Source organism: Paenibacillus sp. NPDC057934 (assembly GCF_042887565.1).
Taxonomy (GTDB): Bacteria; Bacillota; Bacilli; order Paenibacillales; family Paenibacillaceae; genus Paenibacillus_AQ.
Genome location: NZ_JBHVPB010000009.1, coordinates 322,284 through 342,932, shown reverse-complemented (window position 1 = coordinate 342,932; position 20,649 = coordinate 322,284). Strand labels below are relative to the sequence as shown.

The 20,649-nt window shown below is 42.5% G+C and carries 19 protein-coding genes; 14 read left to right on the top strand and 5 right to left on the bottom strand.

Annotated elements, in window-relative coordinates:
* Window positions 1-14: 14 nt before the first annotated feature.
* A complete protein-coding gene (locus ACFVRY_RS22015) occupies window positions 15-1,442 on the bottom strand; it encodes an epoxide hydrolase family protein (protein ID WP_387502447.1) in 1,428 nt (475 codons plus the stop codon).
* Between the two features lie 19 nt (window positions 1,443-1,461).
* Between ACFVRY_RS22015 and ACFVRY_RS22010 the strand changes: the two genes are divergently transcribed.
* Window positions 1,462-1,596: a hypothetical protein gene (locus tag ACFVRY_RS22010; protein ID WP_387502446.1), complete on the top strand. Its 135-nt coding sequence runs from the start codon at window positions 1,462-1,464 to the stop codon at window positions 1,594-1,596.
* A 369-nt stretch (window positions 1,597-1,965) separates the two neighbouring features.
* Here the strand turns inward: ACFVRY_RS22010 and ACFVRY_RS22005 are convergent, their stop codons facing one another.
* Window positions 1,966-2,505 (bottom strand): TetR/AcrR family transcriptional regulator, encoded by a 540-nt coding sequence (locus tag ACFVRY_RS22005; RefSeq protein WP_387502445.1) that lies wholly within the window; start codon window positions 2,503-2,505, stop codon window positions 1,966-1,968.
* A 124-nt stretch (window positions 2,506-2,629) separates the two neighbouring features.
* Between ACFVRY_RS22005 and ACFVRY_RS22000 the strand changes: the two genes are divergently transcribed.
* The 4 genes from ACFVRY_RS22000 to ACFVRY_RS21985 all read left to right on the top strand — a co-directional run bounded on the left by ACFVRY_RS22000 (window position 2,630) and on the right by ACFVRY_RS21985 (window position 7,006).
* Complete coding sequence (locus ACFVRY_RS22000; RefSeq protein WP_387502444.1) at window positions 2,630-3,727, top strand: hypothetical protein; 1,098 nt, start codon at window positions 2,630-2,632, stop codon at window positions 3,725-3,727.
* A 19-nt stretch (window positions 3,728-3,746) separates the two neighbouring features.
* Window positions 3,747-4,364, top strand: coding sequence for an NAD(P)H-dependent oxidoreductase (locus ACFVRY_RS21995; RefSeq protein WP_387502443.1), 618 nt, complete (start codon window positions 3,747-3,749; stop codon window positions 4,362-4,364).
* Between the two features lie 545 nt (window positions 4,365-4,909).
* A complete protein-coding gene (locus tag ACFVRY_RS21990; protein WP_387502442.1) occupies window positions 4,910-5,596 on the top strand; it encodes a MarR family winged helix-turn-helix transcriptional regulator in 687 nt (228 codons plus the stop codon).
* Between the two features lie 57 nt (window positions 5,597-5,653).
* The gene (locus ACFVRY_RS21985; RefSeq protein WP_387502466.1) at window positions 5,654-7,006 is read left to right on the top strand and encodes an MATE family efflux transporter; all 1,353 of its coding nucleotides are present in this window, start codon (window positions 5,654-5,656) and stop codon (window positions 7,004-7,006) included.
* Window positions 7,007-7,107: 101 nt separating this feature from the next.
* Here the strand turns inward: ACFVRY_RS21985 and ACFVRY_RS21980 are convergent, their stop codons facing one another.
* Window positions 7,108-7,560, bottom strand: coding sequence for an Lrp/AsnC family transcriptional regulator (locus ACFVRY_RS21980; RefSeq protein ID WP_387502441.1), 453 nt, complete (start codon window positions 7,558-7,560; stop codon window positions 7,108-7,110).
* A gap of 173 nt (window positions 7,561-7,733) precedes the next feature.
* Here ACFVRY_RS21980 and ACFVRY_RS21975 point away from each other — a divergent pair, with 173 nt between their 5' ends.
* The 8 genes from ACFVRY_RS21975 (at window position 7,734) to ACFVRY_RS21940 (ending at window position 16,547) form a co-directional block, all read left to right on the top strand.
* Window positions 7,734-8,630: an alpha/beta hydrolase gene (locus ACFVRY_RS21975; RefSeq protein WP_387502440.1), complete on the top strand. Its 897-nt coding sequence runs from the start codon at window positions 7,734-7,736 to the stop codon at window positions 8,628-8,630.
* A 352-nt stretch (window positions 8,631-8,982) separates the two neighbouring features.
* A complete protein-coding gene (codB, locus tag ACFVRY_RS21970) occupies window positions 8,983-10,269 on the top strand; it encodes a cytosine permease (protein ID WP_387502438.1) in 1,287 nt (428 codons plus the stop codon).
* Complete coding sequence (locus ACFVRY_RS21965) at window positions 10,238-11,506, top strand: cytosine deaminase (protein WP_387502437.1); 1,269 nt, start codon at window positions 10,238-10,240, stop codon at window positions 11,504-11,506. Before codB ends, ACFVRY_RS21965 begins: the two co-directional genes overlap by 32 nt.
* Window positions 11,507-11,755: 249 nt before the next feature.
* Window positions 11,756-12,244 carry a GNAT family N-acetyltransferase gene (locus ACFVRY_RS21960; protein WP_387502436.1) on the top strand — a complete coding sequence of 163 codons (489 nt, stop codon included), beginning with the start codon at window positions 11,756-11,758 and terminating at the stop codon, window positions 12,242-12,244.
* Between the two features lie 237 nt (window positions 12,245-12,481).
* Complete coding sequence (locus ACFVRY_RS21955; RefSeq protein WP_387502434.1) at window positions 12,482-13,120, top strand: sugar O-acetyltransferase; 639 nt, start codon at window positions 12,482-12,484, stop codon at window positions 13,118-13,120.
* Between the two features lie 45 nt (window positions 13,121-13,165).
* Window positions 13,166-14,386, top strand: coding sequence for an MFS transporter (locus tag ACFVRY_RS21950; RefSeq protein ID WP_387502432.1), 1,221 nt, complete (start codon window positions 13,166-13,168; stop codon window positions 14,384-14,386).
* Window positions 14,387-14,647: 261 nt separating this feature from the next.
* On the top strand, window positions 14,648-15,172 hold the full coding sequence (locus ACFVRY_RS21945; protein ID WP_387502431.1) for an ATP-binding protein: 525 nt from the start codon (window positions 14,648-14,650) through the stop codon (window positions 15,170-15,172).
* 499 nt (window positions 15,173-15,671) lie between these two features.
* Window positions 15,672-16,547: a copper amine oxidase N-terminal domain-containing protein gene (locus tag ACFVRY_RS21940; protein ID WP_387502430.1), complete on the top strand. Its 876-nt coding sequence runs from the start codon at window positions 15,672-15,674 to the stop codon at window positions 16,545-16,547.
* Window positions 16,548-16,647: 100 nt separating this feature from the next.
* Here the strand turns inward: ACFVRY_RS21940 and ACFVRY_RS21935 are convergent, their stop codons facing one another.
* Window positions 16,648-17,439, bottom strand: a complete 792-nt coding sequence (locus ACFVRY_RS21935) for a helix-turn-helix domain-containing protein (protein WP_387502429.1) — start codon at window positions 17,437-17,439, stop codon at window positions 16,648-16,650.
* A 162-nt stretch (window positions 17,440-17,601) separates the two neighbouring features.
* Here ACFVRY_RS21935 and ACFVRY_RS21930 point away from each other — a divergent pair, with 162 nt between their 5' ends.
* Entirely contained in the window at window positions 17,602-19,344 is a 1,743-nt protein-coding gene (locus ACFVRY_RS21930) for a glycoside hydrolase family 2 protein (protein ID WP_387502427.1), read from the top strand.
* Between the two features lie 122 nt (window positions 19,345-19,466).
* On the opposite strand, the gene ACFVRY_RS21925 is transcribed toward ACFVRY_RS21930, so the two are convergent.
* A complete protein-coding gene (locus tag ACFVRY_RS21925) occupies window positions 19,467-20,294 on the bottom strand; it encodes a class I SAM-dependent methyltransferase (RefSeq protein ID WP_387502426.1) in 828 nt (275 codons plus the stop codon).
* Between the last annotated feature and the right edge of the window lie 355 nt (window positions 20,295-20,649).

The following is a 20,649-nucleotide window of genomic DNA, read 5'->3' as shown; positions in this document are numbered from 1 at the left end:
CTACTGGACCCCGACTAGCGTAGCGATTTGAATGCGGCGCGAAGTTCTGTAGTGAACAGCTCCGGCTGCTCCCAAGCCGCGAAGTGCCCGCCCTTGTCGAGCTTGTTGTAATACATGAGCTTGGGGTACGCACGCTGTGCCCAACTTCGCGGGGCCTGATAAAGCTCATCAGGAAAAACGCTCACGGCAACCGGGATCTCGACGCCCTTGACGCCGAAAAAGGACAGTTTGTTCTCCCAATAAAGACGAGCTGAAGAAATCGCCGTGTTCGTCAGCCAGTAAAGGGTGATGTTGTCGAGGACATCATCTCGCGAAAGGCCACCGGGGTGTCCGGCAAAGGCCTGTGAGATCAGCTCCAGACTTTTCGCGTCATGGTCAAGCATAAAGGCCGCCAAACCAACGGGTGAATCTGCTAATCCGGTCAACGTCTGCGGACGCGTGCCCATCATTTCAGCATAGCCGATGTGATTGTATACATACTCTAGCTGCTTGTACGCGCGCTTTTCGTCTTCTGAGAGACCCGAGGGCATCGGTCCGCCACACTTGAGGGCCTTTTCAATATCGGGTGGAACCGTGCCAGGCATGTTGGAGTGAATACCGATCAATCCTGTAGGCTTCTGTACAGCCATCATATCTGTGATAATCGCCCCCCAGTCGCCTCCCTGCGCCACATATTTCGTATATCCAAGGCGCTCCATCAGCTCTGCCCAGGCACTTGCGATTATTTCGGGGCCCCAGCCAGTCGTGGTCGGCTTGCCTGAGAACCCGTATCCTGGAATCGACGGAATCACCAAATGGAAAGCGTCCGATGCCTTGCCGCCATAGGCCGTAGGATTGGTAAGCGGATCGATAATCTTTAGTAGCTCGATGATTGAACCCGGCCATCCGTGCGTGATGATGAGCGGCAAAGCGTCTTTATGCTTCGACCGAACGTGGATGAAGTGAATGTCCTCACCATCGATCTCAGTCTTGAACTGCGGCAGGGCGTTCAGCTTCGCCTCGACCTTACGCCAGTCGTAATCCGACGACCAGTAGCGTGCGAGTTCTTGAATCGTCGACAGCTGCACGCCTTGCGATTGATCTGCTACGGTTTCCTTCTCAGGCCATTTTGTGGCAAGTATACGCTTGCGTAATTCGGTAAGGTCTGATTCTGGGAACTTCACATGAAACGGAGTAATTGCATTCTTGTCTGTAGATGCCTTCAATAACTCCTTTTGATTAGCTATGTAATTTGGGGGAGTTATTTTTCCGCCACTTGCTTTGACATTCGTACCCGAGGCCATTAAGCCTAAAGACAGAACCAGAGTCATTGCCAAGCGAAACCAGTATCTGCTGCTCATAAGTAGAAACGCTCCATTCGAAATTTTATTGGTTACCCTTCCGTTAGGTTCCTCCGAATAGTAATTCTTATTCCATGGGGCATATATTGTATAGATGGGCATTTATTTGGGAGGGAATTCATTGCAGATTCAATGGGGAGTAACGCTGAAGAAAGCAATAATGAAAGGTTTATCAAGTGCAAGAAAATGGAACGAGAAAGCATCAATAGTTTCGGTAACAAGTGTTGATGAAAAATGGGGGGACAAGAGGGGTTAATGGCAGACGTTTTAATTGGATGTTTATGGTGCCCGGGACGAATGATCATTTGCTTGTGGGTTTATCAGACGGGATTATATAATGTCACCGCCAATCACAGGGCAAGATAATATAAAATCTATTGATTTACAAGGATTTCTTTCAATTTGCAGAACGGTCTCTTCACTCAAGCACTGCAATAAATTCCTGAAGGTGATGGCCTAATTCAAATAAACTCGCAGAAGCCTATATAAGCATCGTTCCGATCGTATGATTCTATGGTCTGCATGATATAAATAGATGCTCTAGCGAACTATATCCCCCAAAATTTGCCCCTACTTATAATACGATTTCCACAAATTTAATCCTAAAATTAAGTGTAAGTAAGTTTCACTCTATATCAAAAAAATCAAGTGTCATTTTAGCCATTTCTTCTTTAGATTCCGTACAACCGCGTATAATCCATTTTTTTAATATGCTCCATAACCCCGCAGCCATCATCGTTCTCATATAATCTTTTTCTAATTCGCTATGATACTCTCGCTTAGTACCTATGATATGTTCCATCGCTTCCAAGTACATAACATATTGGTCGTTAAGAAGTCCAAATAATTGATTTTGGATTAAAATATGCAGAAAAATTTTATGTTTTTCCCAAAATGTGAAATAAGCAAGGGGCATGTCATGAGGTCCTAAGTTTTGATCACTAATATATTTAAAAAAATCTTGGAACATCAAATCAATGATTTCGATGAGGACAGCTTCCTTGGATGTGAAGTTGCGGTAAAAGGTTTTTCTAACAAGTTCGGCTCTATCACAAATCTCTGTAATCGTGATATTGCTATAGGGTTTCTCCTGTAAAAGTTCAATTAAAGCATCGCATAACCATTTCTTTGATCGTTGCGCAATAGGATTAACGCGAGTAGACATGTCACAAATCACCTCTATTGTGTAACCTCTGTCACACTTATTGACTGCTTATTAGCCATCAAAGTATACTCTATTTCATCAAGTTACACAAGTGTGACACTTTTAGACTGAGGAGGTATTTAGTATGAACAAGCTAGTGACTTTAGCGCATACAAATGAAGATTACAAAAGATTAGGAATCACGAAAGAACCTGCTAAATGGGAAGATGGTATGAGGACAGATGGTCAAGCGGGAAGTTACGAATGGTGGTATTTTGACTCCGAATTTACAGATGGAACTAAAATTGTAGTCGTGTTCTTCACCAAGTATGAGTTCGACCTTAAAGGTGAGGCATGCCCAACGATACGATTTGATCTGACGTTGCCGGATGGAAGAAGCATTTCGAAAAAAATATCCGAAGAGAAGGGGAGTACGATCCGCGCGTCCAAAGAAACGTGTGATGTGAAAATTGATAGAAGCAGTATCCAATACTCCAATGGGAATTATTTGATCCATTTTGTTGATGATGACATTGAATATTGCTGTACTATGAAATCTATCGTGCCCATGTGGAGACCTAAAACAGGACATGTATTTTTTGGAGAGAAACAAAAGGACTTCTTCGCATGGTTCGTTGCCCAGCCTTCTGCCGATCTGGAGGCCGTACTTACTGTGAATGGTCAACGTCGTGAATTAGTCGGTAACGGATATCATGATCATAATTGGGGCAACGCAGAAATGAATAAGCTTATCAATCATTGGTACTGGTGCCGTGCAAATATTGGACCTTATACCATAATATCGTGCGATATCATTGCGGAGAAAAAATATGGTTATACACGTATGCCTCTCATCATGATCGCTAAAGACGGTGAGATTCTGGATGATCGTGAGGAGAATACGAAGATAGAACGTAAGGAGACGATTAAGCATCCCTTTACAAACAAATTTATGGATAACCAACTGAAGTTTATTCAGTCATCTGACAATAACACTTCTTATCAAATTGAATATCATCGGGAAACTGACATCGTTGCAGCTTCATTATTAGAAGGTATGAAGCTTTCTGTACCTATGCGGTTGGCAATAAAAGTATTGAGAATAAATCCAACGTATGTTCGATGTATAGGGAAAGTTAAGTTGACAGTCAACGAGAACGGGAAGCAAGAGGTGTATCAGCAGGAAGGTCTGTGGGAGCAGATGTTCTTTAGTAATATTAAAAACGCAATTATTAGTGAATAACAGAAGGAGACAAGTTCATATGAAAGTACTAATTATTTTTGATCATCCGTACACAGCAACGGCGTCAGAGAATATTGCTCATCAAAGAAGCTATTCAGCGGCATTATTGGCTGTGGCTACTAGAGGTCTTCATTCCGGTGGACACGAAGTAGATCTTATTGACTTGCATGCAGATGGATTTAATCCTGTGATGTCAGCGGAAGAACTTTCTGCGTGGAGACAAAAGAAAACACTCGATCCACTTGTAGCAGATTATCAAAAAAGATTGTTTGCAGCGGAACATATCATTTTTATTTTCCCGATTTGGTGGGAATCGATGCCTGCATCAACGAAAGGCTTCTTAGATAAAGTGTTTTCCAAAGGAATCATTTATGAGGAACCTAAAAAAGGTAGCCTCTTTGTTAGTCAGTTAAAAAAGCTTAAGGGAGTATCGCTATTGACGGTAATGGCTACCCCAGGGTTCGTCTATAAATGGATATTTGGTAATCCCATTACTAAGATACTATTTCGTGGTACATTTCGGAAAATGGGGTTTCACAAGTTAAAATGGTATAACTATGCTGGTATGGATGGTCGTACACTGGAAGTTAGAACGAAAGCTTTAGAGGAAACTGAGAAACGCTTTGCATCACTTTAAATATCAAAACAACCAGGCATTCTTTACTGATGCCTGCACTTGAAGAGGCTTGTAGGGTGTGAGTGGTATCGCGAGGAGTTCAAATCTCGTCCCCAAGACTAATAGTCTCAGGGACGAGATTTTTTGTTTTGTAATAAATATATTTGATTGGGTTGCTATGTCAAACCAAATGATAAAGTGCTGTACTGTACGAACTGAGAAAGCTTGAAGATTATATATTCGAAAGGAGATATGATTTGCCTTATCACATTCTGGAGAAATCGGCATGTGGTTCTGGAAAAACAACTTATGCAAGCAAAAAGAGGAAGAGGGACTTACACGTCTGTCTATAGATTAAGAAATGTGGCAAACTTACGGAAAATGCGGAAGCTGGCGGCAAGACAGAATTAGTGTATATGAAAGCTAACAATATATTAACGGTACCTGTTAAAAAAGGCTTTGACAAGTTTAACAGGTACCGTTATAATACAAACCAACAGGTACCGTTACATTGATTAACAGGTACCGTAAATAAATAATCAAACCAAATCTAAGGAGGATTCACTATGGACATGAATACTGAACTATACGAAAAGCTGGCGAAACTGCAATGGCTGCTGCAAAGGAAACAATTCAAAACCCACGCCGCTGTCGGCCCTATGGCTGACACATCACGTGGGCAAGGGAGGATCCTGGCGTTTCTCCGGATGAAAGACGGGATCAGCACAAAGGATTTATCTTATATGCTGGACATCCGTGTATCATCCCTCAATGAGTTACTTGCAAAATTGGAGAAGGCCGAGTATATCACGCGTAGACCTTCAGAAACAGACAAACGCATTATTTTGATTTACTTGACGGAAAAAGGACAGAAGGAAGAAGAACAAGAGATAGAGGGTGGCAATATATTTTCTGGTCTTTCACCAGAAGAGCAGGTTACTTTTGGGGAATATCTAACCCGCGTCATTGCCGCCTTAGAGGAGGAGCTTGGAACAGAAGAAGAACGTGACATCATGGCGATCTGGATGAAAGCCGCCAGGGAGCGTCTGGGAACAGAGGAATTCGATCGATTAATGGCCATGCGCGAACAAATGGGCAGAGAGTGGAGAAATTCTGGAGACGAACGCTTTGGCGGAAGATTCCCTGGGTTTGGACGGGAAGGGCATGGTAACGGCATGCGCGGGTTCGGCTGGCCCTCCAGAGACGAAAGAAATTCCTCGACTGGCAGCTCACAGGACTCGGAAGATAAGTAAGCTGATCATTTTCACTAAGCCCAACTCTTAAAATAAATGAAGATAGTGGTGACCCATATGGATTCAGAAAATCTCCATTACTTTGAAAAAGCCCCGGTCGCAAAAGCCGTCGCTCACTTCGCTATACCGATGATGCTAGGTACGTCAATGAGTGTTATATACTCTATCTTGAATGCCTACTTCCTTGGTACACTCGGCAATACTGCCATGTTAACCGCACTGGCGCTAACCTTACCGTTATTCGCGATCATTATGGCGCTAGGCAACTTGATTGGCGTCGGTAGCGGTACATTCATCTCCCGTTTGCTGGGAGAGAAGCGATATGAGGATGTAAAGCATGTGTCTTCATTCGCTTTTTACAGCAGTTTGATTCTCGGTATGATCTTGATGGCCGCCGGCCTCCCGTTAATCGAACCAATCGTTCATAGCCTGGGAGCAACACCTGACTCTTTTGGATTTACAAAGGATTATGTCACGATCATGCTAATAGGTTCACCATTCATCGTATTATTCTTCACGCTGGAGAATATCGTGCGCTCAGAGGGAGCAGCCATCACATCAATGGTCGGTATGATTCTCAGTGTCATCGTGAATATTATCCTCGATGCATTAGTGATCTTCGTGTTCCATTGGGATGTGATCGGCGTTGCGTCTGCTACAGTCATTTCCAACTTGGTTGCGAGTGCATTCTACGCTTTCCATATCAGATATAAGAGCCAATTCTTTACGATCTCCGTAAAATGGTTCAAGGCTACCAAGGAGATTCTCAGCAATGTACTCAAAATCGGAATTCCTATTTTTATCATGAGTGTCTTTATGGGAGCAATGTCACTCATCTTTAATCATTATCTTATTGAATATGGGGATCAGGCCGTAGCAGCCTTTGGTATTTCATCACGTTTATTGCAATTTCCTGAGTTTATTCTGATGGGATTATGTGAGGGTGTCGTGCCGCTCATTGCCTTCACTTTTGCAGCTAACAAATTGCGTATGAAGCATACCATCGGATTTACAATCAAAACGATGGTGGCGTTGGCTATCGTGTTCGGCATCATCGTCTATCTGATTTCCGACCACTTAATCGGTTTGTTTACCAATGATCCGTTATTAATTGAAATGGGCAGCTACATCCTGCATGTGACGTTCTTATCCTTGTTCATTACAGGAATGACGTCGTTGTTCACAGGGATCTTCCAAGCCACTGCGCAAGGAACCGCCGCGTTTATTATGTCTATTATTCAAGGACTTACCCTGATTCCAGTGCTCTATATCGCCAATCAAATGAACGGATTTCACGGGGTGATCTGGTCGCTTGTTATTTCGGATGCTGTAGCATTCCTTGTTGGTGCCTTCATGTTGTATGTTCTGCGAAACAAATTGCAGCCGGATATGGAAGCTTTAGCACAATAGTAAAAGAAAGCAAAGAACATGCAAAAAGACAGGATAAAGGTATCCCCAGATCCTGCCTTTTTTGTTATATAAACGGAAGATCCTAAATCTTCATAAGAAGCTCATTCCGGTTCCGCAACTTCTTCAAGTGAATAGATAAGAGGCAGATGCTCAATCGGTGACGACATGATGATCTGAATGGTATAAGTTCCATACTTATCGCACTGTTTACCGAACTCCTCAATGGAAGAGGTTGAGTCAGTCACAACTTTTAATAAATAATTGTAATCACCACTGATCCGATGACACTCTTTTATATAAGGGGATGTACGGGCAAAATCAAGAAATGCAGTGCAATCTCTAGTTCGCAGAAGCATATATGCCGCAGCGTGTTTACCTATTTTCTCAGGAGAAAGGACTGTCCGATAACCCTCAATAACCCCTTTTTCCTCCATGCGTCTAACTCGCTCCGATACAGCAGGTTGGGACAAACCCACATATTTTCCGAGCTCTGTCATCGAAATTCTTCCTTGTTCCTGAAGATAAAACAGAATTTGCTTGTCTATTTGATCCATTACAACTAGCTCCTTTTAAACCAAAAGTGAAGTACATATATTTCAAAGCATTCCTTAGCAATATGGCTATAATTCATCGATTACGCTGTGCAAATTATTCAAATTCATTATTATAATAAACTTGTATCAATCAAGTATCAATATACTAAAAATTCAGATAGGGGTAATGTTATATGAAAGAGTCATTATTAAGAGCACATCGTCTATTTAAAGATAATCTGCCGAGTTATTCAGCGTCCGTAGATGAGGTTCGTAAAATTACAGAAGAACAGATGTGGGGCTCACTACCGGTAGCAAGTGATTTGATAACAGAAGAGGTAGACATTGATGGAATGCAAGGTGAATGGCAATTTTTCCCCGAGTCCAGCGAAGAACGTGTGCTACTATATTTGCATGGCGGCGGGTTTATGATGGGAAGCATAAATTCACATCGGAGTGAATCCAGCGAAATCGGGAGAGCGGCTAAGGCTCGTACATTGGCTATAAATTATCGGCTGGCCCCGGAACATCCTTTCCCTGCTCCGATTGAAGATGCGATGAAAGCTTACCGTTGGTTACTGGACCAAGGATATCATCCCCACAACATTATTATTGCCGGTGAATCTGCAGGGGGGAACCTTACGGCAGCGCTTTTAATGTACATCCGTGATACCCGGACACCATTACCGGCAGGCGGGATCATGATCTCCCCATGGATTGACTTAGGACTAACAGGGGAGACTTATACCACCAGAGAAGGAGTAGACCCGATTAATACCAAGACAGCGATTCAACAATTAGCTGATAATTATTTAAATGGTGTCTCCCCGACAGTTCCGTATGCCTCGCCGATTCACGGAGATTTGAGGGGATTACCCCCCATCTACGTCATGGTCGGAGAAGCTGAAATTATGTTGAGCGAGTCCTTAACATTTGTGACACGAGCAGCATTGGCGGGCGTCGATATCCGGTTCAGATCTTGGCCGGCTATGATCCATAACTGGATCTTCTGTCACTCTTTCCTGGAGGAGGCAAGAGAAGGAGTAGATAGTGCAGGGGCTTTCATGGAAGAACTATATTCTAAACAATAATAATTTCGGAACAAAAAAATAAGAAGTTAGCATTCTCCCCTCACGTTATTCAGCACAAATGAACTCAGGATCATAATCATTGGTTAATAATGACATTGACAACTGCATGTTTTTCCAGAATAATAGAGTCTAATTGAATACTGGTACCTTTAATTCAGTCCAGAGAGGCTGGCAAGGGCAGCGGATTTTTATAATCACGCGTGAATCAGGGCATATCCCGTCAAGGGATGCTTTGCGTCTTCGCGCGGGTTATGATGTAAAAAAGAGGCTACTTGTCAGTTTGAGACTTGACGAGTAGCCTCTTTTTTCTGCTTTTTTTGGTATCAGAACACTTATATTTGGAGGTATTCTGATGAGCAAACAAGATCAAGAGTTTTCATGGCAAGCAGTGCCGAAAACGCAAAGAAACCATTTTTGGAAGACGTTATCCGTTATGCTCGGGTTCACTTTCTTCTCGGCGAGCATGCTTGCAGGGGGGACGCTCGGAGTTAGCTTGACGTTCATGGAGTTCATCGGCATCGTGCTTGCGGGTAATTTGGTGCTCGGTATCTATACGGGAGCGCTGGCGCATATCGCCGCCAAAACGGGTCTATCCACACATTTGCTGGCAAAATATGCGTTCGGTCAGAAAGGATCTTATCTGCCTTCGTTCCTGCTCGGCTTCACACAGGTCGGATGGTTTGGTGTCGGCGTGGCCATGTTCGCAATTCCGGTCGCCAAAGCGATGGATTGGAACGTGTACCTGTTGATCTTCCTGTTTGGTATCGCAATGACAGCATCTGCCATCTTCGGCATGAAGTCGCTCGTCATTCTGGGTTACATTGCGGTTCCGGCCATTGCGATTCTCGGCGGTTACTCCATGTTCCAAGGTGCAGACACGCTCGGTGGTCTGCAAGGACTGTTCGATTACACACCGACACAAAGTCTCACTGCAGCAGCGGCATTAACCATTTGTATCGGGTCATTCATTAGCGGCGGCACACTGACGCCAGATTTTGCCCGGTTTTCCCGGACGTCCAAGCAGGCGGTTATCGCAACGGTTATTGCCTTCTTCCTGGGGAATTCACTCATGTTCCTGTTCGGTGCAGTCGGCGCAATGGCGTATAATCTGGCAGAAATCTCGGAGGTGATGTTCCTGCAAGGTTTACTCATTCCTGCGATCATCGTTCTGGGGCTGAATATCTGGACGACCAACGATAATGCGCTTTACGCTTCCGGATTGGGCTTTGCCAACATCACTAAAATTTCGAAAAAGTTCTTCGTTATCGTTAACGGTATCGTGGGTACTGTATTCGCTATGTGGATGTACAACAATTTCGTAGGTTTCCTTAATGTGCTGGGCGCGGCGGTACCGTCGATCGGGGCCATCATCATTGCGGATTACTTCTTCGTGAAGCGTAGAAACTATAAACCGTTTGCCGAAATGACTTTTAAGAATGTAAACTGGATAGCGATGGCCGCTTGGGCTATCGGCGTTGCGTTTGCCCAGCTGGCTCCGGGAGTAACGCCATTGAACGCACTGATCGGTACATCGGTGGCCTACATCGTGCTGATGCTGATCATTCCTGCTAAAGAATCTACAGAAAACAAAGAAATGGGGAAAATAAATGATTATACAGAACGCGAAATTGCGGGGTAAAGAAGGTCTATGGAATATCGTCGTGAAGGACGGCAAGTTCGAGCAAATTACGCAGACGCTTGAAGCAACTGCAAATGAGGAAGTAATTGATGTAAACGGCTCTCTTGTGTTGCCTCCGTTCATTGAACCACATATTCATCTGGATACTACGCTAACGGCGGGCGAGCCGGAATGGAATTTGAGCGGAACCCTGTTCGAAGGCATCCAACGTTGGTCGCAGCGCAAAGCATTCTTGACGCATGAAGATGTTAAAACGCGTTCTAAAACGGCGCTGAAATGGCAAATAGCGCAGGGCATTCAGCATGTGCGGACACATGTGGATGTTACGGACCCAAGTCTGACTGCAGTCAAAGCCCTGCTAGAAGTGAAAGAAGAAATGGCACCATACGTCGATATTCAGCTTGTCGCTTTCCCGCAAGAAGGTATTCACTCTTATCCGAACGGCGTAGAACTAATGGAAGAGGCGCTGAAAATGGGCGTTGACGTGGTCGGCGGTATTCCACACTTCGAATTTACGCGGGAATACGGCGTCGATTCCATGAAGGTTGCGTTTGATCTCGCTGAAAAATACGACCGTCTGATCGACATCCATTGCGATGAAATCGATGACGAGCAATCCCGGTTCTTGGAAGTTGTCGCCAAGGAAGCCTACGAACGCGGGTTGGGCTCCCGTACAACAGCAAGCCACACGACGGCGATGGGCTCCTACAATGACGCATATACGTACAAATTGTTCAGATTGCTGAAGATGGCTGACCTGAATTTCGTCTCCAATCCACTGGTCAACATCCATCTGCAAGGACGTTTTGATACATATCCGAAGAGACGGGGACTTACCCGTGTCAAAGAATTGCAGGAAGCCGGTTTGAACGTGTGCTTCGGTCATGATGACATCTTCGATCCATGGTATCCACTAGGTACGGGCAACATGCTTCAGGTGCTACATATGGGCATCCATGCTTCACAATTGCTCGGTTACGATCAGATTGTGAACTCAATCGATCTCATTACGAAAAATAGCGCAAGAACGTTGCAGATCGAAGATGTGTACGGCATTGAAGCAGGTAAGCCGGCCAACTTCATCGTTCTTGAAGCAGAGAACGAATATGAAGCCATTCGCAAACAAGCCGGAGTACTTTATTCCTTCAAAGGCGGCCGCAAAATCGCAGAAACGAAACCGCGGGAAACATCGATCATTCTTGAAGGCAGTTCGGAGAAGGTCACTTTTAATAAATAATTAACCCCAAAAATCCCCTCATAGTGAACAGGGCAACAAGAGATCGCGTGATCGTGAACTCTTCCTGTAAACATGAGGGGATTTTTATATTCCGGCGGGGTGCTGTAAGTCCTTTTTACGTTTCTATTGAAATAAGGTATGACATTTCGCCGCCTTGTTGTGGAGGTGGAACTGAGTATTAACATTTGTTATACTAACCGAAAGCTTGTGTATGGAACTGCCATAAGATCGAAATGGGGATTTCAAATAATGATTACTTTACGGAATGTTCAACCTAAGGATTTGGAGCAGTTGCTTTTCATTGAAAATGAAGGTTTTTCTAAAGAAGAAGCGGCCAGCAAAGAAGCTTTTGTGGAGAGAATTGGATTAATCGCTGACACATTTATTGTTGCGGAAAAAGAAGGACGGATCATTGGTTATATTAATGGGCCTATTATTAATCAGCCGTATATAACAGACGATCTTTTTACGAAAATAAAAGAAAATCCAAAGAAAGGAGGCTATCAAAGTGTTTTAGGATTAGCAATATCTAAGCAGGCAAGAAATCAAGGGATAGCGAAATATCTAATTGATAAAATGGAATATATTTCTATAGAAAATGGACGATCAGGAATTACTTTAACGTGTAAAGAAGAACTTGTTCCTTTTTACGAGAAGTTGGGATTTGTGAACCACGGGCTTTCTGATTCCAAGCACGGTGGTATAAGCTGGTACAACTTGCTTAAAATCTTACAGTAGAAAGAATTTGGAGACACAAGATTATTTATATGGCTTATCGGATCAGAGAACATCCAAATTGAACTTTCAGTATAAGTTAAGCCTCGGATAACATTTCCGAGGTTTTTTATATTCCTTCCTTGACAAAATGGTGGAGATCGAACATTATATATTTACTTTATAAAGTCTATTTATTAAATATTCAATAATTTCATTGGATACAAAGATAAATCAAACCTAAACCAGGGGGTTATAACGATGACAGAAGAAGAGCGGATTTTTCAAGGCCTATTATTTAGTCCAGGTCACCCTGAACTAAAAAAGATCAAACGGCGTTCTCACAGCCTTAGCCAACAATATAGCAGTACGTTTGAGGAGCAAACAGAAGAACGCGAAGACATCCTTCAGCAATTGCTTGCCCGTAAGGGAGAGAACTGCTTTATGCAAGGTCCGATTTTTTTTCATTATGGAGTCCATACCGAGATCGGCGATCATTTCTTCGCCAATTATAACCTTACCGTGCAGGATGATGCCAAGGTTACCATCGGGAATCATACAATGTTTGGTCCCAATGTAACCATAGTTACCCCGAGTCACCCTTTCATTGCTGCAGAGCGTCAACAGATGATTGACCAACATGGAGATATTAAATCCTTATGCTACGCAAAGCCCGTAACTATCGGCAGCAATGTATGGATCTCTGCCAACGTAACGGTGTGTGGAGGGGTAACTATCGGTGACGGCTGTGTGATTGGTGCCGGGAGCGTTGTAACACGTGATATTCCCGACAACTCCTTTGCCGCAGGTGTTCCGTGTAAAGTGATTCGTTCAATTACCGATGCAGATAGCATGCGCTATAAGCCGGAAATATTAGGAGATTGTCATATTCTTGAATAGAAGCTTTAATCGGTGGGAATGTATGTGGTAATGAAGGAGAACGCTATGGATCATAAATTAACTGTTAATCAAATTAAGTTGTGGCGTATTGCGATATACGTTATTTTTGCATTGCCGGGTTTTGCTATATCCTCATGGATTTCACGTACACCAACAATTCGCGATGCATTAGGTGCTTCTACATCACAAATGGGTTGGATTATTTTGGGCTTGTCTGTAGGTTCCTTTATAGGTTTGTTGACTTCGAGTCATTTGGTTGCTCATAAAGGTGGCCGCTTTATTATTGCATCAGGTTTGTCACTCAGTTGTATTGGAATATTGGTAGTAGGTATAGGTGGATCATGGTTGACCAGTAGTATCACAGTGTTTCTGGGGTTAGCGATATATGGATTTGGGCATGGAATATGCGGTGTCGCAATGAACGTAGAGGGAACAGCCATTGAAAGAGCGGTACAAAAATCCATTCTGACCAGCTTTCATGCAGCATATAGCTTTGGGATGCTATTGGGTGCATTAGCCGGATACGGTGCAATTAAGTTGGGGATTTCAGTTCCAATTCATATGGGCTTTGCTATTGCAATCATCCTTGTTTTTGCTTTCTATTTCTGTCGGTACATCCCTGAAGGTACTGGGAAAGAAATAGGGACTGATGTTACAGAACCATCAATGAGTGCGAAGGAACGAATGGCAGTTTGGAAAGAGCGGCGAACCATTCTGATTGGAATTATCGTCCTTGGAATGGCTTTTGCTGAAGGTTCGGCAAACGATTGGATCCCACTTATAATGGTAGACGGGTATAATGTTACACCAGCCCTAGGCTCTATTGCTTACAGTCTATTTGTAGCAGCTATGATGATATTCCGTATAACAGGCGGTATCTTGCTTAATCGCTTCGGTAGAGTTGTCATCCTACGACTTTCTTCAATTTCAGCAATTATTGGTCTACTTATTGTAATCTTTGGCCAAAGTTATCACTTTGCAATGGTTGGAGTCGTGTTCTGGGGAATAGGCGCAGCATGTGGATTTCCGGTAGGCATGTCGGCAGCTGGAGACGATCCACGTGGTGTAGCTGCAAGAGTGGGTGTAGTATCGACGCTGGGTTATCTCGCCTCACTCGCCGGGCCACCTTTAATAGGATTGATAGGAGAATCTGTTGGTTTGCTTCGTGCTCTAATGATTATACTTATCGCCGTAACCATTGCTGGTTTACTGTCACAGGCAGCACGGCCCATTGATGTGACAGGAAAAACTCTGGATTTGAAATGATTTCGTCCCCAATCCGCGAACCATAAGGTGAGATACAAGGAAGCGATAAATCAGTTATACTAAAGCCTTGAAAAAAAGAACTCTTTCATTTCTAAATTAAAAGAATCAAAGGATGAAGAACTCGTATGTATACAATTTTAGTTATTGAAGACTCCGAAACCATTCGACTGGAATTGAGATAACTTACAAAAAATGAGATAAAAGTATTGTCTTATTTGGTTAAAAATAAAGGAAGAATTGTGATACGGGAAGAACTGATATTTGAAAGAAAAATTAGTGTTTCTCATTATTAATATTGCAGCAGCCTTTGCTCTGTCGTCATTTCTTTATTTTATGGGCGTACAGAGCTATTTTATTCTAAACACATTATGTGTATGGTTTTTTCCTATACTATTCTTACTGATTCATGACTATATAAGAAGAAATCATTATTATAAGAATTTGCTCCGTAGTTTATATCATTTAGACAAGAAATATTTATTAAGTGAAATCATGCATGAGCATATAAAAGAATACAGCAAGAAGGAAAGGGAATATAGAGAATATATCGAAGCTTGGGTACATGAAATTAAGACCCCTATTGCGTCAGGTAAGCTCATTATAGAAAATAATAAAACCGAGATGACGAAAAAGATTGAAGAGGAATTTAATAAAGTTGAAGAATATGTGGAACAGGTTTTATATTATGCACGAAGCACGAATCCTGCGGAAGATTATATTATAAAGAAATTTTGTTTAATGGATTCAGTTAAAAATGTAGTAAAGAAAAACTCAAAAGCAGAATAGGATTAATAGCGGGCGCTTTGTTACTTATTCCTGTAGGGTTGGTTTTAACAGAGGGAGGAATAGTTGAGATCCCCTTTATATTAATAACCTACTTTTTTAGAAGAAGTATGATCAAGAAAATGATAGGGTATCTTTTACTATCCATTGGATTATTTATGATATCCTATACAGCTTACGAAACAGGATCTGAGGCCATACAGATGCTAATGATTAACTCAAATTTCTTATTCATAACCTTCGTTCCATTCATCCTTTTATATAATGGAGAAAATGGACTTTGAGAATTTTTCTTATAAGGGCCCTCCAAAACGACGGCTCTTTTTGTTTCACTCCCTCATATAGAAGCAAGCTTCTTCACCGATTGATCAGCTTGAAGATAAAAACTCATTTCAAAATTTCTCCAAAGGATTTGGTTGTATGTAGATTTGGAAAATATCACCTGTTAATCAATTATATAAAATAGTAATATATTACTAGGTAAAAAGTCTTGGTTAACCACATGTATGAACGTGCAGACGCTAGAAAGAACGTTGTTGTCGATGGACAAGCGGTTCTATTTGATCAGAGTCCTATCGTCGTTAACGGTACTACTTTAGTTCAATTCACACCTGTATTTAAGATGCTAGGAATAACATCTTCTTGGGATCAACAGAAGAAGCAAGTTGTTGCTACTAAAGGTGAAACTAAAATTATTCTTAATGTTGGTAATAAAACCGCATATGTAAACGGTGCACCTGTGACACTCCAAGTCGCACCTACTGTTGTAGGAGGAAAAGTATTCGTTCCATTAAGATTCATCAGTGAAGCAACTGGTGCAACTTTAAATATCACGAACAATGGCAATATCATTGAGGTTTTTAGTGGTAATGGTATCACTCCGTCCACCATACCAGCGGCCCAGCCTCCTAAACCTAGCACGTCAACGTCAACACCAACACCTCAACAACTCCAAAACTATCTAGATCAAAAACATTCGAAATTAGCCGCAGATGGTAGTCAATACAACGTATCGTACATAACAGTTGTCAAAGATAAATTACTTATTGGCGTAGACTTTGACTTTGAAAATTACGGTACTCTAATCGACAATGCACTAGATAACACGCACATCTTCAGACTAATGACGCCTGTCGCACAAGACCTGCAATCCAAATACGGCGCATATGATATAGATTTTGTTTTCTATTTAGACTTTGATACTCCAATCTATACGGATTCATTTGGCTCCCAGAATATTAAAGCCTTAGATAATGGGTATTATCACATTCGTAGATCGATTTTCTATTTAACTTATTATGTAAAAACGAAAGAGTTTGATGGTTATTTGATCAACAAAGACAAGAAGTTTATCCCTATGTACAATACTACCTACTAAATGATGGGGAATGAATAACACTTATATTCTAGACGCAAGCCCCAGAAACAGGGGGCTTGCGTCTTTTTATTATAGAGATAGGAGAGAGGCACAGATAGAATTAATGACCAATATCAGACCTTCCTCTGTACTCACTTGGAGTGAGACCTACGAACTTTTTGAATTGTCGCATAAAGTGTACCTCGTTCTCATAACCGCAAATGCCGGAAATATGGCTGATCGTATATGATGTGTTCTTCAGTAAATAGGAGGCATACCCTAATCGGTTAAGGATGATATCATTCATTACTGGTGTGCCGAAGATTTGTTTGTACATATGCTGAAAATAAGACCGGCTCATATTCATCTTATCCGCCAAAAATTCGACAGTATACCAAGTAGAAGGAGAGCTGAACACTTCATTTCTTAGGTTCAGGAATGAATCATAGTATTTACTGATATGATTGTTGGAATCTACATGATTTCGAATATCGCTAAGCTTCATGAACAGGCAACGAATCGTATAATCGATGATTTCATTGCGGAAGGTTCCGTTCTGCAGATTTTCCCAATGAATATCATTCACTTTTCTCGAAATGTAGAAAGGATCGTATGCTTTGATTAAGGTATCTAGAGGGAGCTTCAGCCGCTCAAAAAAAGCATCTGCTGCCTCCATCTCAAAATGGAACCAGTCATGGACCAGCGGTTGTTCGGCATCACGGTAGAAATACGGGCTGTTTTTGTTAAAAATAATAAAGGAATTAGGTTCAGCAAACGTAGTCTGTGACTGAATTCTAAGCTCCATTCTACTCCGGAAGAAGACAAAGACGTAATCCCCAGAGCCGTCCGGGCGGTCGATGGTAAAACCCTCCGGGTGAATGACATTATATCCGCACCGTTTTAAATATATCAATGAATTTCGCTCCTTAAAAAGATAATAGATCAGTTACTAGATAGGATAAATCATTTTCTTTCTCTGAACAAGATAGTAATCTGTGAAAAGAATACAGATAATACTTCAGTGATCAGAGAGAGGATAGATGCAAAAGTGACCGCAGCAACTACAAAATTTTATATGAAAAACTATCCGAGACCCCAATTTGTTCGGAGCCCGTGGCTGGATCTGAACGGGGAGTGGGATTTCAGCTTCGATGATGACAAAGCCGGCGTTGCAGAACGTTGGATGGACCATTTTCCAGCCGCACAAAAAATAAACGTTCCGTTTACCTATGAGACTAAGGCGAGCGGGATCGGCGACGAGAAATTCCATCCGCAGATCTGGTACCGCAGAAAAATAACACTTTCTCCAGAGGCGGAAGGAAAACGGACGATATTGCATTTTGAAGGTGTGGATTATAAAGCTATCTGTTGGGTGAACGGTAGTTTTGCTGGGGAGCATGAAGGGGCGTACGCCCGGTTTTCTTTTGATATTACCGACTTGCTTAAGCAAAACGCCGAAAATGAAATTGTGCTGATGGTGGAAGACAGCGACAACTGTCTGCAGCCTCGGGGCAAACAGCGCTGGGCCGGCCGGAATCATGACTCGTTCTATATACAGACGACAGGTATTTGGAAAAGCGTCTGGCTCGAACATGTCCATGAGACCCACCTGAATATGGTGAAAATGACGCCGGACATCGACCGTCAAATGATCCGGTTTGATTTTCGCATGCACGGTACAAAAGACAATAAGGACCTCCGGCTGGAAACGGAAATTACATTTAAGGGGGAAACGCTAAGAAAGCTGAGCCTTTCGGTGGACAGAGACTGGCTAACGGTGGAAACCAGCATGATGAACGGCATTAACGGGCCTTGGCTGCAAAACCTGTGGTCGCCGGGTAATCCGAATTTGTTTGACGTGGAGTTTGTACTATACGAAGGAGAACGGGAGATCGACCGGGTAGGTTCTTATTTCGGTATGCGTAAAATTTCGATCAAAGACGGACAAATCCTATTGAACAATATTCCCCTTTATCAAAGACTGATCCTGGATCAGGGTTACTGGTCCGAAAGTCATCTGACGCCCCCGTCCGAAGAGGCGCTGATTGAAGATATCGAGGCGATCGCCGAGATGGGCTACAATGGTCTACGCAAACATATGAAAATTGAAGACGCCCGTTTCCTATACTGGTGCGATGTCAAAGGTATGCTCGTTTGGTCCGAAATGGCTGCTGCTTATGAATTTAACGATGAGGCCGTGGAGCGTTTTACCAAGGAATGGCTGGAGATCGTGCAGCAGCAGTACAATCATCCTTGCATTATCACCTGGGTGCCATTTAACGAATCCTGGGGCATTCAGAATATTATCCATGACGTCCGGCAGCAAAAATTTACGGAAGGCATTTATCATTTAACGAAATCCATCGATCCTTATCGTCCGGTCATCACCAATGATGGATGGGAGCACACCGTTTCTGATATTTTGACCCTTCATGATTATGTGGAGCGGGGCGAAGATTTGTACGAAACCTACAAGGATAAAGACTCTATCACAGGTAGCAGCGGTACGTACAACGAGTGGAAGTTTGCGTTCGCCCAAGGCTACAGTTACAAAGGCCAACCGATTATCATCAGCGAGTTTGGAGGAATTGCTTTCAAGAGCGAACAGGGCTGGGGTTACGGTAATCAGGTAGATAACGAGGAAGCTTTCTTGGCGCGGTTTAGCAGCATAACCGGAGCGATTAAAGCCATTCCGTTTATTTCCGGCTACTGTTATACACAGATTACGGACGTACAGGATGAGGTAAATGGCCTGCTGACCGAAGACCGTAAACCGAAAGTGGCGTTAAATAAGATCCGGGAGATTAATATGGGGTAGAGAAGTAAGAATGCGAAGAGAAGACAGATAAAGGGAAGTCAACACATAAAGAAAAGGTAGGCTTAGTGTGATTCTGACATAAAAGCAGTCCACCCTTCAACAAGGGCAGACTGCTTTTGTTCTTATGTCTGATGATTCTCGAGTTTTCTTGCTTTGATCACAAAAGTTACAGGAAGCATCTTTGCTTTTTTAGCAAAATCGCTGTTATCGTCATGTGATTGCAAAAGATCATCATCAGATTCCTCGACCATTTCCTCTATAACAAATCCCGCTTTTGAGAGCGCGTTCACATAGGTTGATAGTTTACGATCCGATAAGGTTATCTCCCCCTCACCAAGAGATACCGAATACCAAGATTCATCGAAATAGCATTTTTTAAAAGCAAGCATATCATTTTCTGCAGCAACACATTTATGTATAGGGTGAGACCAGCTGAAAATAAACACACCATCTTTTTTAAGATAAGAAGCAATCCGGCTAAAAGTACCCTCAAGGTCTGTGGTCCAGCCTATGGCATAAACAGAATACACAAAGTCAAAATAATCCACGGGTATGCCACATTCTTCTTCCATGGGAGAACAGATAAATTTTGCTGAAAGACCGGATGAATTCAAATGTTGCGCTGCCTTTTCGATTTGTCGTTCTGATATATCTGTACCCCATAATTCAGAGGCTCCGCGTTCACCCTGATATTGCATGGAATGCCCGCTTCCACAACCGATCTCTAGCATCTTTTTCCCTGAAACATCGCCAAAAAGCTGGAGCTTTTCTTCCGAGACAAATGCTCCATACAAAGGGAGCGCGGTTGCTCCTATGACGTCATTTCCTTTTGTGTCCCAAAAGACGCTATTTGTTTTGTGAATAGAATTCTTATCCATCTCAACCGTGACGGCGCTACCAACCTCGCCAGCACCTATAATGTTTGTTCGATAAGCAAAGTTCTCTGCCATGTCGATACCCTCCCAAATATTAATAATATGAGACAAAACGTATATTCCGACTTGCGCGTGATCTCAATAATACACATTAAATACGAACACTCGTGCTATTCACACCCAAATAATGTAACACTTATTTATAAATAAATCTACCTAAAAAAATCCATTCGAGTAGCTAGACTTGAGCTGACTGTTCTTTCTTTATTCTTCTTTTATCCACTTAAACGTGGCTTTCAATTGGACATAGAAACTCGTCGATTTCTCTTGTCTATCCGCGCTGTTGCAAGCCGAAAGGTATTTAAGGTTGCTTTTCTTAAGTAGGTTAGCTATAATCCTTGATATATCAATTGATGCATCAATGAATAAT